The organism is Streptomyces boluensis, assembly GCF_009908195.1.
Lineage (GTDB): Bacteria > Actinomycetota > Actinomycetes > Streptomycetales > Streptomycetaceae > Streptomyces > Streptomyces boluensis.
Genome location: NZ_JAAAHS010000052.1, coordinates 1 through 14,861, shown reverse-complemented (window position 1 = coordinate 14,861; position 14,861 = coordinate 1). Strand labels below are relative to the sequence as shown.

Annotated in this window: 10 protein-coding genes, 1 tRNA gene and 2 pseudogenes; 10 read left to right on the top strand and 3 right to left on the bottom strand. The window is 68.4% G+C overall.

Annotated features, from left to right (window positions below; translation table 11 throughout):
* Positions 1-2 precede the first annotated feature (2 nt).
* From yidD to rpmH, 3 genes are read right to left on the bottom strand one after another with little or no spacing between them, the layout of a single operon-like run.
* The gene (gene yidD, locus GUY60_RS10015; protein WP_161696050.1) at positions 3-311 is read right to left on the bottom strand and encodes a membrane protein insertion efficiency factor YidD; all 309 of its coding nucleotides are present in this window, start codon (positions 309-311) and stop codon (positions 3-5) included.
* Entirely contained in the window at positions 308-679 is a 372-nt protein-coding gene (gene rnpA / locus GUY60_RS10010) for a ribonuclease P protein component (protein WP_161696048.1), read from the bottom strand. The genes yidD and rnpA overlap by 4 nt, the downstream gene beginning before the upstream one ends.
* A 22-nt stretch (positions 680-701) precedes the next feature.
* Complete coding sequence (gene rpmH, locus GUY60_RS10005; protein WP_003975051.1) at positions 702-839, bottom strand: 50S ribosomal protein L34; 138 nt, start codon at positions 837-839, stop codon at positions 702-704.
* Between the two features lie 379 nt (positions 840-1,218).
* Here rpmH and GUY60_RS40140 point away from each other — a divergent pair.
* From GUY60_RS40140 to GUY60_RS09960, 10 genes and pseudogenes are all read left to right on the top strand, one after another.
* Positions 1,219-1,546: pseudogene (locus GUY60_RS40140) on the top strand (chromosomal replication initiator protein DnaA); the annotation flags it as partial.
* Between the two features lie 155 nt (positions 1,547-1,701).
* A pseudogene (dnaA, locus tag GUY60_RS10000) lies at positions 1,702-3,219 on the top strand (chromosomal replication initiator protein DnaA); the annotation flags it as partial.
* Between the two features lie 1,042 nt (positions 3,220-4,261).
* The gene (gene dnaN / locus GUY60_RS09995; RefSeq protein WP_161696044.1) at positions 4,262-5,392 is read left to right on the top strand and encodes a DNA polymerase III subunit beta; all 1,131 of its coding nucleotides are present in this window, start codon (positions 4,262-4,264) and stop codon (positions 5,390-5,392) included.
* A gap of 128 nt (positions 5,393-5,520) precedes the next feature.
* Positions 5,521-6,396 carry a phosphogluconate dehydrogenase (NAD(+)-dependent, decarboxylating) gene (gene gnd / locus GUY60_RS09990; RefSeq protein ID WP_161696042.1) on the top strand — a complete coding sequence of 292 codons (876 nt, stop codon included), beginning with the start codon at positions 5,521-5,523 and terminating at the stop codon, positions 6,394-6,396.
* A 142-nt stretch (positions 6,397-6,538) separates the two neighbouring features.
* Positions 6,539-7,660: a DNA replication/repair protein RecF gene (gene recF / locus GUY60_RS09985; RefSeq protein ID WP_161696040.1), complete on the top strand. Its 1,122-nt coding sequence runs from the start codon at positions 6,539-6,541 to the stop codon at positions 7,658-7,660.
* Positions 7,657-8,190: a DciA family protein gene (locus tag GUY60_RS09980; protein WP_161696038.1), complete on the top strand. Its 534-nt coding sequence runs from the start codon at positions 7,657-7,659 to the stop codon at positions 8,188-8,190. Before recF ends, GUY60_RS09980 begins: the two co-directional genes overlap by 4 nt.
* 330 nt (positions 8,191-8,520) lie before the next feature.
* On the top strand, positions 8,521-10,578 hold the full coding sequence (gene gyrB, locus GUY60_RS09975; RefSeq protein WP_161696036.1) for a DNA topoisomerase (ATP-hydrolyzing) subunit B: 2,058 nt from the start codon (positions 8,521-8,523) through the stop codon (positions 10,576-10,578).
* Positions 10,579-10,620: 42 nt separating this feature from the next.
* Positions 10,621-13,224 carry a DNA gyrase subunit A gene (gyrA, locus tag GUY60_RS09970; protein ID WP_161696034.1) on the top strand — a complete coding sequence of 868 codons (2,604 nt, stop codon included), beginning with the start codon at positions 10,621-10,623 and terminating at the stop codon, positions 13,222-13,224.
* Between the two features lie 18 nt (positions 13,225-13,242).
* Entirely contained in the window at positions 13,243-13,893 is a 651-nt protein-coding gene (locus GUY60_RS09965; RefSeq protein WP_161696033.1) for a DUF3566 domain-containing protein, read from the top strand.
* A 98-nt stretch (positions 13,894-13,991) separates the two neighbouring features.
* Positions 13,992-14,065 (top strand) — tRNA-Ile (locus GUY60_RS09960).
* Positions 14,066-14,861: the final 796 nt, after the last annotated feature.

The window sequence follows — 14,861 nt, the reverse complement described above, 5'->3', positions numbered from 1 at the left end:
AATCAGGCTCCTTGAGCATGGGACGGGGTCTCAGTGGCGGACTTCCCGCCCTTGTTGCGCCAGGCGTTGCGCAGCATTTCGTGCCATCGGGGTCGCTTGCGCGGCGGCACATGATCCACACCGCCGTGCGACCACGGATTGCACCGCAGGATGCGCCATGCAGTAAGCGCCGTGCCCTTGATCGCACCGTGCAGGTCGATGGCCTGGAAGCCGTAATGGGAGCACGACGGGTAGTACTTGCACACCGGGCCAAGGAGTGGACTGATGGTCCACTGGTAGATCTTGATCAAGGCCAGCAGTGGGTACTTCATCGCGCGCCCCCTCCCAGCAGTCGCTCCAGGGCGACGTCCAGGTCTCGGGCCAGTTGTGCTTGATCGGCGTCGCCCGAACCGGGCAGCGCTCGTACGACTACCAGGCTACCGGGGGGCAGCTGGGCGAGCCGATCGCGCATCAGATGGCGAAGTCTGCGCTTCACCTTGTTCCGTACGACGGCTACGCCCACGGCCTTGCTCACGACGAAACCCGCACGTGTCGGGGGAACGCTCTCCCCAGGCACGTGCGGGTCCGTTGTACCGCTGCGTAGATGTACAACCAGGAGAGGGCGTCCGGCCCTGCGTCCTCGGCGTACCGCGATCGCGAAATCTTCGCGCCGCCTCAGCCGGTTGTCGGTAGGCAGCACGACGTCATGACCTGTTTACGGATCAGGCAGACAGGCGGGCGCGACCCTTGCTGCGGCGGGTCGCCAGAATGGCGCGGCCGGCACGGGTACGCATGCGAAGACGGAAGCCGTGGGTCTTCGCGCGACGACGGTTGTTCGGCTGGAAGGTGCGCTTGCTCACTCGGGGGCTCCAGAGATGAATCGGGTGACGGCGGGTGTCGTCTGGCTGTCACCGTGCGCCCGCGAGGAGCTCGCATACGCCCGAGTGCACCGCTACACGGTTCAAATCGGACCGTGATCCATTGCCCATCGGAGGCAGGCGGCAGCAGCCATCGACAACTCGACCTGGTCACGGTACGCGCGGCTACGCCATCCGGTCAAACCGGGAGCGCAGTGAGGGACACTGTGCACAGCCTGTGGACAACAACTTGAACCGCACCGGCCGCCCTGACTACCGTGGCCGAACTCCGATTCGTTCCCTTCCCCCCGCGCCACCCGATTTCCGTTGCGACCCGTCCCGAGAACCACACATTCGTGGGACCCATGAGAGAGCGTGCCCTGTGGCTGACGTACCTGCCGATCTTGCCGCAGTGTGGCCACGCGTGCTGGAACAACTCCTGGGCGAAGGTCGCGGGCAGGGCGTCGAGGCGAAGGACGAGCACTGGATCCGGCGCTGCCAGCCGTTGGCACTGGTCGCCGACACGGCGCTCCTGGCCGTTCCGAACGAGTTCGCGAAGGGCGTACTCGAGGGGCGGCTCGCTCCCGTGGTCAGCGAGACCCTGAGCCGGGAGTGCGGGCGGCCGATCCGGATCGCGATCACCGTCGACGACTCCGCGAACGAGCCGGGCCCCGCGCCTTCCCCCGCGCCGTCGCAGCAGCGCTACGACGAGCCGCACCGCTACGACGAGCCCGAGCTGTCCCAGTCCGGGCAGGACCGCGATCAGCGGGACCCCAGGGATCAGCGGGAACGGGACCAGCGCGAGCAGTACGAGTCCTATCGGCGCCGCGACGACGTGCCGGGCCGGGGCGAGCACCCGGGTTCGCACGGTTCGCACTCCGACCAGTTGCCGACGGCCCGGCCCGCCTACCCGGACTACCAGCGGCCGGAGCCCGGCGCCTGGCCCCGGCCGACGCAGGACGACTACGGCTGGCAGCAGCCGCGCCTCGGCTTCCCCGAGCGCGACCCGTACGCCTCGCCGTCCTCCCAGCACGACTACCGCTCGGCCCCGCAGGACCGCTCGCAGTACGAGCAGGACCGTGGGCAGTACGAGCAGGAGCGGCCCTCGTACGAACAGGAGCGGTCGCAGTACGAGCAGGACCGGTCGCCCTATGAGCAGCAGGGGCGGCCCGAGCGCAGGGAGCGACCCGACGGCGGGCACGGGGGCCACTCGGGGCACACCGGTCATGGCGGTCCGGTCGGTCGCGGTGTCCATGGCGGCGGGCCCGGTTCCGCTTCGCTGCCCGCCTCCAGTGGTGCCCCCGGACCGCTCGCGGCACAGCCGGCGCCCGCTACGGGTCCGGGCGAGCCGACCGCGCGGCTGAACCCGAAGTACCTCTTCGACACCTTCGTCATCGGCGCCTCGAACCGCTTCGCGCACGCCGCGGCGGTGGCGGTCGCGGAGGCCCCCGCGAAGGCGTACAACCCCCTGTTCATCTATGGGGAGTCGGGCCTCGGCAAGACGCACCTGCTGCACGCGATCGGGCACTACGCGCGCAGCCTCTATCCCGGCACGCGGGTGCGGTATGTGAGCTCGGAGGAGTTCACCAACGAGTTCATCAACTCGATCCGTGACGGCAAGGGCGACAGCTTCCGCAAGCGGTACCGCGAGATGGACATCCTGCTCGTCGACGACATCCAGTTCCTCGCGGACAAGGAGTCGACGCAGGAGGAGTTCTTCCACACCTTCAACACGCTCCACAACGCCAACAAGCAGATCGTGCTCTCCAGTGACCGGCCGCCCAAGCAGCTGGTGACGCTGGAGGACCGGCTGCGGAACCGGTTCGAGTGGGGCCTGATCACGGATGTCCAGCCGCCCGAGCTGGAGACCCGGATCGCGATCCTCCGTAAGAAGGCGGTGCAGGAGCAGCTCAACGCTCCGCCGGAGGTCCTCGAGTTCATCGCGTCCCGGATCTCGCGCAACATCCGTGAGCTGGAAGGGGCGTTGATCCGGGTCACGGCCTTCGCCTCGCTCAATCGACAGCCGGTGGACCTCGGTCTGACGGAGATCGTCCTCAAGGATCTGATCCCCGGCGGTGAGGACGCCGCTCCGGAGATCACGGCGCCGGCCATCATGGCGGCGACCGCGGACTACTTCGGGCTCACGGTGGACGACCTGTGCGGATCGTCGCGCAGCCGCGTCCTGGTGACGGCCCGCCAGATCGCGATGTATCTGTGCCGCGAGCTCACGGACCTGTCGTTGCCGAAGATCGGCGCGCAGTTCGGCGGCCGCGACCACACGACGGTGATGCACGCGGACCGCAAGATCCGCGCGTTGATGGCCGAGCGGCGCTCCATCTACAACCAGGTCACCGAGCTCACCAACCGCATCAAGAACGGCTGAGGACAGCCACACAGCGTTCCCGAGGGCGCCCCGGAGCACGTCTCCGGGGCGCCCTTCGTTGTGCGCCTCGGAGCACGTCTCCATGCACGCCTCCGTCGTACGGCCAAGTCCGTACGGCCAGTTGTCCTGGAGCCCTTCAGAGCGCCGGGCGGAAGCTCCGCGCGGCGCCGATGAGGGTCGACGAGAGCCGATTCGAGGGGCTCCGAGGGCGCGGATCGGTGTTCAGGAGCTCCGGTTCGGTTTCCCCAGGGGCCACCGGCTGTTCGATTCCGGGGATACGGGAGGCTGTTCTCCACAGAAAACCGCCTTGTGGGCCGTCCACACCCTGGGGACTGGGGAGTTGTCCAGACTGTGTCCACAGGCAAGGCTGGTGACGGATCATCACCCCAGGTCAGATGGCTGTGGATTCGTGGATGAAAGTTCTCCACAGACTGTGGATGAAGGATTTACCCACAGGGGGCCAAATGAGTTGTCCACCGGCGACCCACAGGCTGAGGGCGGTTGTCCCCAGCTTCTCCACATGGCTGTCCACTGTTCGGCAACGCAACGCGCCCTCTCACCGGGTCGAGTGAAAGGCGTCACACCAAGGTGCTCGGTTGGCCTGTGGGGAACCGGGGTAAAGCTGGGGACAGCCCTGGGGAGAAGTCGCCCTGTCCTGTGTACCGGGTGTGCAGAACTTTTCGCCGTCCACAGACAAGCCGGGTTATCCACGGCCGTCGCCCACAGGGTCGGTGGACAAAATTTGGGGTCTGACCTGCGAGAACGGGGTTTTCCACCGTTTCCACAGCCCCTACTACTACCCCTACCTAGATAGACCGGGAAACTTGTCTCGAAGACGGGGCTGTGCACAACTCGCGCTTCGTCGGTCGGCTGCCGCTCATCACGACTTGACCCCGAGCCGCACCGAGTGTCGGTGCCGTACGTCAGACTGGTCCCCGGCGTTCTCCCCACCTTGGGGATGCGCCAACCAAACCGATGAGAGCTCAGAGGGCTCAGCAGGCCAGCAGGGCGAGCAGCCAGGCAACAGCAGGAGGCGGCTTACGTGAAGATCCGGGTGGAGCGCGATGTACTCGCGGAGGCGGTGGCCTGGGCGGCACGCAGCCTCCCTGCCCGTCCTCCGGCGCCGGTCCTGGCGGGCCTGCTCCTGAAGGCGGAAGAAGGCGCGCTGAGCCTTTCCGGCTTCGACTACGAGGTGTCGGCGCGCGTCTCCGTCGAGGCGGAGATCGAGGAGGACGGCACGGTCCTCGTGTCCGGCCGACTGCTCGCGGACATCTGCCGCGCCCTCCCCAACCGTCCGGTGGAGATCTCCACAGACGGTGTACGGGCGACGGTGGTCTGCGGCTCCTCGCGATTCACACTCCACACCCTTCCTGTGGAGGAGTACCCGGCGCTGCCGCAGATGCCGACCGCCACGGGCACCGTCCCCGGCGAGGTCTTCGCCGCGGCCGCCGCCCAGGTCGCCATCGCCGCGGGCCGTGACGACACGCTGCCGGTGCTCACCGGTGTGCGCATCGAGATCGAGGGCGACACCGTCACCCTCGCCTCCACCGACCGCTACCGCTTCGCGGTCCGTGAGTTCCTGTGGAAGCCGGAGGTGCCGGACATCTCCGCGGTCGCCCTGGTGCCCGCCAAGACCCTCCAGGACACCGCCAAGTCGCTGACCAGCGGCGACAGCGTCACGATCGCCCTGTCCAGCTCCGGCGCCGGTGAGGGCCTGATCGGCTTCGAGGGCGCCGGTCGGCGTACGACCACGCGGCTGCTCGAAGGCGACCTGCCGAAGTACCGCACGCTGTTCCCGACGGAGTTCAACTCGGTCGCGGTCATCGAGACCGCCCCGTTCGTCGAGGCTGTGAAGCGTGTGGCCCTGGTGGCCGAGCGGAACACTCCGGTGCGGCTCAGCTTCGAGCAGGGCGTGCTCATCCTGGAGGCCGGCTCCAGCGACGACGCACAGGCTGTGGAAAGGGTCGACGCCCAGCTGGAGGGCGACGACATCTCGATCGCCTTCAACCCGACGTTCCTGCTCGACGGCCTCAGCGCCATCGACTCCCCGGCCGCGCAGCTCTCCTTCACCACGTCGACCAAGCCCGCGCTGCTCAGCGGCAAGCCGGCCGTCGACGCCGAAGCGGACGAGGCGTACAAGTACCTGATCATGCCCGTCCGTCTGAGCGGCTGAGCACGGACGGACCGGCAGCGCCTGGGCCGCACAGTTGAGCGGCCCAGGCCAGCAGGTGTGCCGACACATGCGGGCGTAGGCTCGGACGTGGTTACGAATCACCAGCACGCTAGTTGAAGGATCACCTGATGGAGCTCGGTCTCGTCGGCCTCGGCAAAATGGGCGGCAACATGCGCGAGCGCATCCGCCGCGCAGGTCACACCGTCATCGGATACGACCGCAACCCGGACCTCGCGGACGTCCACAGCCTGCAGGAACTTGTGGGCAAGTTGAAGGGTCCGCGCGTCGTCTGGGTGATGGTCCCGGCAGGTGCCGCGACCCAGTCCACCGTCGACGAGCTGGCCGAACTGCTCGAGCCCGGCGATGTCCTCGTCGACGGCGGCAACTCCCGCTGGACGGACGACGAGAAGCACGCAGAGGAGCTCGCGGCCAAGGGCATCGGCTTCGTCGACTGCGGCGTCTCCGGCGGCGTCTGGGGCCTGGAGAACGGCTACGCGCTGATGTACGGCGGCTCCGCCGAGGACGTCGCGAAGGTCCAGCCGATCTTCGACGCCCTGAAGCCGGAGGGCGACTTCGGCTCCGTACACGCGGGCAAGGTCGGCGCCGGCCACTTCGCGAAGATGGTCCACAACGGCATCGAGTACGCCATGATGCAGGCCTACGCCGAGGGCTGGGAGCTCTTGGAGGCCGTGGACTCGGTGACCGACGTGCGCGAGGTCTTCCGCTCCTGGCAGGAGGGCACGGTCATCCGCTCCTGGCTGCTCGACCTCGCGGTCAACGCCCTCGACGACGACGAGCACCTCGACAAGCTCCGCGGTTACGCACAGGACTCCGGCGAGGGCCGCTGGACTGTGGAGGCCGCCATCGACAACTCCGTTCCGCTGCCCGCGATCACCGCGTCGCTGTTCGCGCGTTTCGCCTCCCGCCAGGAGGACTCGCCGCAGATGAAGATGATCGCCGCGCTGCGCAACCAGTTCGGCGGCCACGCGGTGGAGAAGAAGTAGCGGACCCTCAGTACGAGAACCGCAGTACGAGAACCGCAGTGGGAAAACGGCAGTAGGTAAGCAGTCCGGATCCACAGCCTGTGGATCCGCCGTCCGCGGATCCACGGGACTGTCCACATTTGGGGGAGGTCGGTCCACGGCCATGCATGTCACGCATCTGTCGCTGGCCGACTTCCGCTCGTACGCCCGGGTCGAGGTCCCGCTCGAGCCGGGCGTCACCGCGTTCGTGGGGCCCAACGGGCAGGGCAAGACCAACCTCGTCGAGGCGGTCGGCTACCTCGCCAACCTGGGCAGCCACCGGGTCTCGTCCGACGCCCCGCTGGTCCGCATGGGCGCCGACCGGGCCATCGTGCGCGCCTCCGTACGCCAGGGCGAGCGGCAGCAGCTGATCGAGCTCGAGCTCAACCCGGGCAAGGCGAACCGCGCCCGTATCAACAGGTCTTCGCAGGTCAAGCCGCGTGATGTGCTCGGCATCGTGCGTACCGTGCTGTTCGCGCCCGAGGATCTCGCCCTGGTGAAGGGCGACCCGGGCGAGCGCCGCCGCTTCCTCGACGAGCTGATCACCGCCCGCGCCCCGCGGATGGCCGGAGTCCGCTCCGACTACGACCGGGTGCTCAAGCAGCGCAACACGCTGCTCAAGTCCGCCGCCATGGCCCGCAGGCACGGCGGCCGCTCGATGGACATGTCCACGCTCGACGTCTGGGACCAGCATCTGGCCCGCGCCGGCGCCGAGTTGCTCGCCCAGCGGCTCGACCTGATCGCCACACTCCAGCCGCTCGCCGACAAGGCGTACGAGCAACTGGCGCCCGGCGGCGGCCCGTTGGCCCTGGAGTACCGGCCGTCCGCGGAGGGCTCGGGTGTTGGCCGTGACGAGCTGTACGAGCAGCTGATCGAGGCGCTCGCCGGGGTGCGCAAGCAGGAGATCGAGCGCGGCGTCACCCTGGTCGGCCCGCACCGCGACGACCTGCTCCTCAAGCTCGGCCAGCTCCCCGCGAAGGGGTACGCGAGCCACGGCGAGTCCTGGTCGTACGCCCTCGCGCTGCGCCTCGCCTCGTACGACCTCCTGCGCGCCGAGGGGAACGAGCCGGTGCTCGTGCTCGACGACGTCTTCGCCGAGCTGGACGCCCGGCGCCGTGAACGCCTCGCGGAACTGGTGGCTCCGGGCGAGCAGGTCCTTGTGACGGCCGCGGTGGACGACGACGTTCCGGCAGTCCTGGCCGGTGTCCGGTACGCGGTCGCCGCGGGTGAGGTGACGAAGGCGTGACCGACAAGCCGGAGGACACACCGAAGCCCGCCGAGCCCAGCGGCGTCGACCTGGCCCGGGTCGCGCTGCGCGCCGCGAAGGAGCAGGCACGCGCGCGTGGTGCCGCCGCGGAGCAGAAGAAGCAGGCCAGGCGCGGCGGCCTCAGGTCAGGCGCCCGCGCGGACGGCCGCGATCCGCAGCCGCTCGGCGCCGCCATCAACCGGCTGATCACCGAGCGCGGCTGGGAGACCCCGGCCGCGGTGGGCGGCGTCATGGGCCGCTGGCCGCAGATCGTCGGCGACGACCTGGCCAAGCACTGCGTACCGCAGCGGTACGACGAGGAGGAGCGCGTCCTCACCGTCCAGTGCGACTCGACCTCCTGGGCGACACAGCTGCGGCTGCTCGCCCCGCAGCTGGTGGCGCGGCTCAACCAGGACCTCGGCCACGGCACCGTAAAGCTGATCAAGGTGTACGGACCGCAGGGTCCCGCCCGCCGTTTCGGCCCCCTGCGCGCCCCCGGAAGCACGGGTCCCGGCGACACGTACGGCTGATGCGGCGCCCCCTACCGGACGGGGCTTACCGCACGGTAGCGGAGGGTTGACAGGCCGAAGCGCTGAGCGCCGCTGTGAGCCTCTTGGAGCCCCTTTCCACATATGGGGAGTCGGCAGCGTCCGGTTCAGGGCGGCACATGCGGACTCAGGTACCGGCAAACGCCCATCACTGTCGGCGCTACCGGTAGACTGGAGGCTAATCTCGCCTCACTCGTGGGGCGCGGTCAGGAAACACGCGAGAACGCTGCACCAGGCTGTCCGAACGCAGCCGACCACCAGTCGACACACACTGAACGACGCAGCCGCTCCCAAGGCTCGGGAGCTCGGCTTGTGCTGTGCCAGAAAGGGCGCTTCGTGGCCGATTCCGGCAACCCCAACGAGAACACCCCGTCCCCCGCCGGCGAGAACGGAGAGGCATCGTCGTCGTACGACGCGAGCGCCATCACCGTCCTCGAGGGTCTGGACGCGGTCCGCAAGCGACCCGGCATGTACATCGGCTCGACCGGTGAGCGGGGCCTGCACCACTTGGTGCAGGAGGTCGTCGACAACTCCGTCGACGAGGCCATGGCCGGGCACGCCGACACCATCGACGTCACGATCCTCCCCGACGGCGGCGTCCGCGTCGTCGACAACGGCCGCGGTATCCCGGTGGGCATCCACCCGGTCGAGAAGAAGCCGGCCGTCGAGGTCGTCCTCACCGTGCTGCACGCGGGCGGCAAGTTCGGCGGCGGCGGTTACGCCGTCTCCGGTGGTCTGCACGGCGTCGGCGTCTCCGTGGTGAACGCGCTGTCGACCAAGCTCGCCGTCGACATCCGGACGGACGGCTACCGCTGGACGCAGGACTACAAGGGGGGCGCCCCGACCGCGCCGCTCGAGCGTCACGAGGCCACCGACGAGACCGGTACGACGGTCACGTTCTGGGCCGACCCGGACATCTTCGAGACCACCGAGTACTCCTTCGAGACGCTCTCGCGGCGCTTCCAGGAGATGGCCTTCCTCAACAAGGGCCTGACGATCCGGCTCACCGACGAGCGCGAGTCCGCCAAGGCCACCGCCGGCGCCGACTCCGCCGAGGGCGGCGACGACCAGGTCCGCACGGTCACGTACCACTACGAAGGCGGCATCGTCGACTTCGTGAAGTACCTCAACTCCCGCAAGGGCGACGTCGTTCACCCCACGGTGATCGACGTGGAGGCCGAGGACAAGGAGCGGATGCTCTCGGTCGAGATCGCCATGCAGTGGAACACGCAGTTCAGCGAGGGCGTCTACTCCTTCGCGAACACGATCCACACGCACGAGGGCGGTACGCACGAAGAGGGCTTCCGCGCCGCGCTGACCTCCCTGGTCAACCGGTACGCACGCGACAAGAAGCTGCTCCGCGAGAAGGACGACAACCTCTCCGGCGAGGACATCCGCGAGGGTCTGACCGCGATCATCTCGGTCAAGCTCGGCGAGCCCCAGTTCGAGGGCCAGACCAAGACCAAGCTGGGCAACACCGAGGCGAAGACCTTCGTCCAGAAGGTCGTGCACGAGCACCTCACCGACTGGTTCGACCGCAATCCCAACGAGGCCGCGGACATCATCCGCAAGGCGATCCAGGCACAGACGGCGCGGGTCGCGGCCCGTAAGGCCCGTGACCTGACCCGCCGCAAGGGCCTCCTGGAGAGCGCCTCGCTGCCGGGCAAGCTGAGCGACTGCCAGTCCAACGACCCGACGAAGTGCGAGATCTTCATCGTCGAGGGTGACTCCGCAGGCGGCTCCGCCAAGTCCGGCCGTAACCCCGAGTTCCAGGCGATCCTGCCCATCCGAGGCAAGATCCTGAACGTGGAGAAGGCCAGGGTCGACAAGATCCTGCAGAACACCGAGGTCCAGGCGCTGATCTCGGCCTTCGGTACCGGGGTGCACGAGGACTTCGACATCGAGAAGCTCCGCTACCACAAGATCATCTTGATGGCGGACGCCGACGTTGACGGCCAGCACATCAACACCCTGCTGCTGACCTTCCTGTTCCGCTTCATGCGTCCGCTGGTCGAGGCCGGGCACGTCTACCTCTCCCGGCCGCCGCTGTTCAAGATCAAGTGGACCCGGGACGACTTCGAGTACGCGTACTCGGACCGCGAGCGCGACGCCATCGTCGAGCTCGGCAAGCAGGCAGGCAAGCGCTTCCGCGACGACACGATCCAGCGCTTCAAGGGTCTCGGCGAGATGAACGCCGAGGAGCTGCGCATCACGACGATGGACCAGGAGCACCGCGTCCTCGGCCAGGTGACGCTCGACGACGCCGCGCAGGCCGACGACCTGTTCTCGGTCCTGATGGGCGAGGACGTCGAGGCCCGGCGCTCGTTCATCCAGCGCAACGCCAAGGACGTCCGCTTCCTCGACATCTGAGTCGGCCGCACCAGCCGCAGCTCGAAAGGACTTTGACCAGCAATGGCCGACGAGAACACTCCGAACACCCCTGGCACCCCCGAGGAACCGCAGGCACCCGGCGTAGGCATGCGCGTCGAGCCCGTCGGGCTCGAGACCGAGATGCAGCGCTCGTATCTCGACTACGCGATGTCCGTCATCGTCTCCCGCGCCCTCCCGGACGTCCGTGACGGCCTCAAGCCCGTCCACCGCCGCGTCCTCTACGCGATGTACGACGGCGGGTACCGCCCCGAGAAGGGCTTCTACAAGTGCGCCCGCGTCGTCGGCGACGTCATGGGTACGTACCACCCGCACGGCGACACCTCCATCTACGACGCCCTGGTCCGCCTCGCCCAGCCCTGGTCGATGCGGATGCCGCTGGTCGACTCCAACGGCAACTTCGGCTCCCCGGGCAACGACCCCGCGGCCGCCATGCGCTACACCGAGTGCAAGATGGCCCCGCTGTCCATGGAGATGGTCCGGGACATCGACGAGGAGACCGTCGACTTCCAGGACAACTACGACGGCCGTAACCAGGAGCCGACGGTCCTGCCGGCCCGCTTCCCGAACCTGCTGATCAACGGCTCGGCGGGCATCGCGGTCGGCATGGCCACCAACATCCCGCCGCACAACCTCCGCGAGGTCGCGTCCGGCGCCCAGTGGTACCTCGACCACCCCGAGGCCTCTCACGAGGAGCTCCTCGACGCCCTCGTCGAGCGCATCAAGGGCCCCGACTTCCCGACCGGCGCCCTCGTCGTCGGCCGCAAGGGCATCGAGGAGGCGTACCGCACGGGCCGTGGCTCCATCACGATGCGCGCGGTCATCGAGGTCGAGGAGATCCAGGGCCGCCAGTGCCTGGTCGTCACCGAACTCCCGTACCAGGTCAACCCGGACAACCTCGCGCAGAAGATCGCCGACCTGGTCAAGGACGGCAAGATCGGCGGCATCGCCGACGTACGCGACGAGACCTCCTCGCGTACGGGCCAGCGCCTCGTCATCGTCCTGAAGCGGGACGCGGTCGCCAAGGTCGTGCTCAACAACCTCTACAAGCACACCGACCTGCAGACCAACTTCGGCGCCAACATGCTGGCCCTGGTCGACGGCGTGCCCCGCACCCTCTCCCTCGACGCCTTCATCCGGCACTGGGTCAACCACCAGGTCGAGGTCATCGTCCGGCGTACGAAGTTCCGCCTCCGCAAGGCCGAGGAGCGCGCCCACATCCTGCGCGGTCTGCTCAAGGCCCTGGACGCGATCGACGAGGTCATCGCCCTCATCCGGCGCAGCCAGACCGTCGACGTCGCCCGCACCGGCCTGATGGACCTGCTCCAGATCGACGAGATCCAGGCCAACGCCATCCTCGAGATGCAGCTGCGCCGCCTGGCCGCCCTGGAGCGCCAGAAGATCACCCAGGAGCACGACGAGCTCCAGGCGAAGATCAACGAGTACAACGCGATCCTCGCCTCGCCGGAGAAGCAGCGCCAGATCATCAGCGACGAACTGGCCGCGATCGTCGACAAGTTCGGCGACGACCGCCGCTCCAAGCTCGTCCCGTTCGACGGCGACATGTCCATCGAGGACCTGATCGCCGAAGAGGACATCGTCGTCACGATCACCCGCGGCGGCTACATCAAGCGCACCAAGACCGAGGACTACCGCTCGCAGAAGCGCGGCGGCAAGGGCGTCCGCGGCACGAAGCTCAAGCAGGACGACATCGTCGACCACTTCTTCGTGTCCACGACCCACCACTGGCTGCTGTTCTTCACCAACAAGGGCCGGGTCTACCGCGCGAAGGCGTACGAACTCCCGGACGCCGGACGGGACGCCCGCGGCCAGCACGTGGCCAACCTCCTCGCCTTCCAGCCGGACGAGCAGATCGCCGAGATCCTCGCCATCCGGGACTACGAGGCGGTGCCGTACCTCGTCCTCGCCACCAAGGCGGGACTGGTCAAGAAGACGGCACTGAAGGACTACGACTCGCCCCGTTCGGGTGGCGTCATCGCCATCAACCTCCGTGAGGCGGACGACGGTTCGGACGACGAGCTGATCGGCGCCGAGCTGGTGTCGGCCGAGGACGACCTGCTCCTCATCAGCAAGAAGGCCCAGTCGATCCGGTTCACCGCGACGGACGACGCGCTGCGCCCGATGGGCCGCGCCACCTCGGGCGTGAAGGGCATGAGCTTCCGCGAGGGCGACGAGCTTCTCTCGATGAATGTCGTCAGGGCCGGTACGTTCGTGTTCACCGCCACCGACGGTGGGTACGCGAAGCGCACCAACGTCGACGAGTACCGCGTCCAGGGTCGCGGCGGCCTCGGTATCAAGGCCGCCAAGATCGTGGAGGACCGCGGCGAACTCGTGGGCGCGCTGGTGGTCGAGGAGACCGACGAGATCCTCGCCATCACGCTGTCGGGCGGCGTGATTCGTACGCGAGTCAACGAGGTCAGGGAGACGGGCCGTGACACCATGGGCGTCCAACTGATCAACCTGGGCAAGCGCGATGCTGTGGTCGGCATCGCTCGTAACGCCGAGGCCGGACGCGAGGCCGAGGAAGTCGACGGCGACGTCGACGAGTCGGACGAGTCGACCCCGGTCGCCGGCACGGACGAGGGCAGCAGCACCGAGTCCGAGTAAGCGCGAGGAGTGTAGGTCGTGAGTGGAGCCACGGGCGCCTCAGGCGGGACAACCGGATCGGACGGCGGCCGTGGCCCCGCCGGTGACCCGCAAGGGGCGCAGGGGGGAACCGTGACGGACACCCGAGGACCGCAGCCGGAGGCGTACGCGGGTAACGCCGAGTACGCCCCCGGGGCGCTCCCCAGCGAGCGTCAGCCGGCACAGCAGTCGGGCAAGCCGTACCACCCGCCGCAGGCCTACCAGACGCCCCCCGAGGGCACCGCCCGTAAGCCGAGGACCGGGGTACGGACGATGCCGCGTACGCGCAAGGCACGGCTGCGCGTGGCGAAGGCCGACCCCTGGTCGGTGATGAAGGTCAGCTTCCTGCTCTCCATCGCCCTCGGGATCTGCACGATCGTCGCGGCCGCCGTGCTGTGGATGGTCATGGACGCCATGGGCGTCTTCTCCACGGTCGGCGGCACGATCGCCGAGGCCACCGGCTCCAACGAGTCGAACGGCTTCGACCTCCAGTCGTTCCTGTCGCTGCCGCGCGTGCTGCTGTTCACCTCGATCATCGCGGTGATCGATGTGGTGCTCGCCACAGCGCTTGCGACCCTCGGCGCCTTCATCTACAACCTCTCCGCCGGTTTCGTGGGCGGTGTCGAGCTCACGCTCGCCGAGGACGAGTGAGGGCGCACAGAGGCGCCTGAGTATCGATTTTGGGACTGGCCGCGTCGTGCGCTAATCTTCAGTGGTCAGCGCGCGGGACACACACCGCAGAGCGCGGCGGGGCTATAGCTCAGTTGGTTAGAGCGCATCCCTGATAAGGATGAGGCCACAGGTTCAAATCCTGTTAGCCCCACAGTGGCGAAAGCCGACCGGAAGCCCGGTGGACCGAAAAGGTCCACCGGGCTTCTGCGTTGTGCGCTGTGCGTCGCGCGCCCAGTGGGTTGTCGCAGGGTGGTGCATCCCCCGTCGTACGAGGTCGACCTCCAGCGGGCCGCGGACGTGCGGGGCGCGAGGTGCTGACGGGTACGGGGGTGCGGGAGCCGTCGGTGGCGGACGCGACGGAGCGCACCGTCCCGGTCGGGGGTGCGGCGCGCATGCGGAACGACCTGTTCGCGGCGGCGGGATCCGGCCGTGCCCGGACCTCTCGCGGCGGGTGGTCGACCCGGCGAGGGCGAGCTGGCGTTCCACGCCTGGAACAGGCTGGGGCTGTGGGCGCGGCCGTCGTGGGCCGCGGGGTGCTGTGGGTGTTGCGGCGTGCTCTCGGTGCTTCGGGCGTTACGGGCGCTGCGGGGCTGTGCCGGCCGACTGCGAGGGGTGACCCTGTGGCTCTCCCTGTGCGGAGGAGCGGGGCCGGATCACTGGTCGGGCCGTGGAGTTACGGGTGGAGCTTCTGCGCGGGCGCAGGCTGAAGCGGTCGTGCTGGGCGGAGCGGTGAGCGGCCGCATGCAGGGTGTGCACGTCGGCCGTACTGGGGGCTTCGCGGTACTTCGTGGAGCGGTACTTCGGTGTGGTTCGTGGAGCGGTACTTCGGTGTGCTTCGTAGAGCTGTACTGCGTGGAGCTGTGTTGCGAGGAGGGGCATGGCCGGCTGGGGTGTGGTGCTTCCCGTGGTGCTGTGCCGGCTGAACTGGAGCGCTCTGAGGGTGGGGC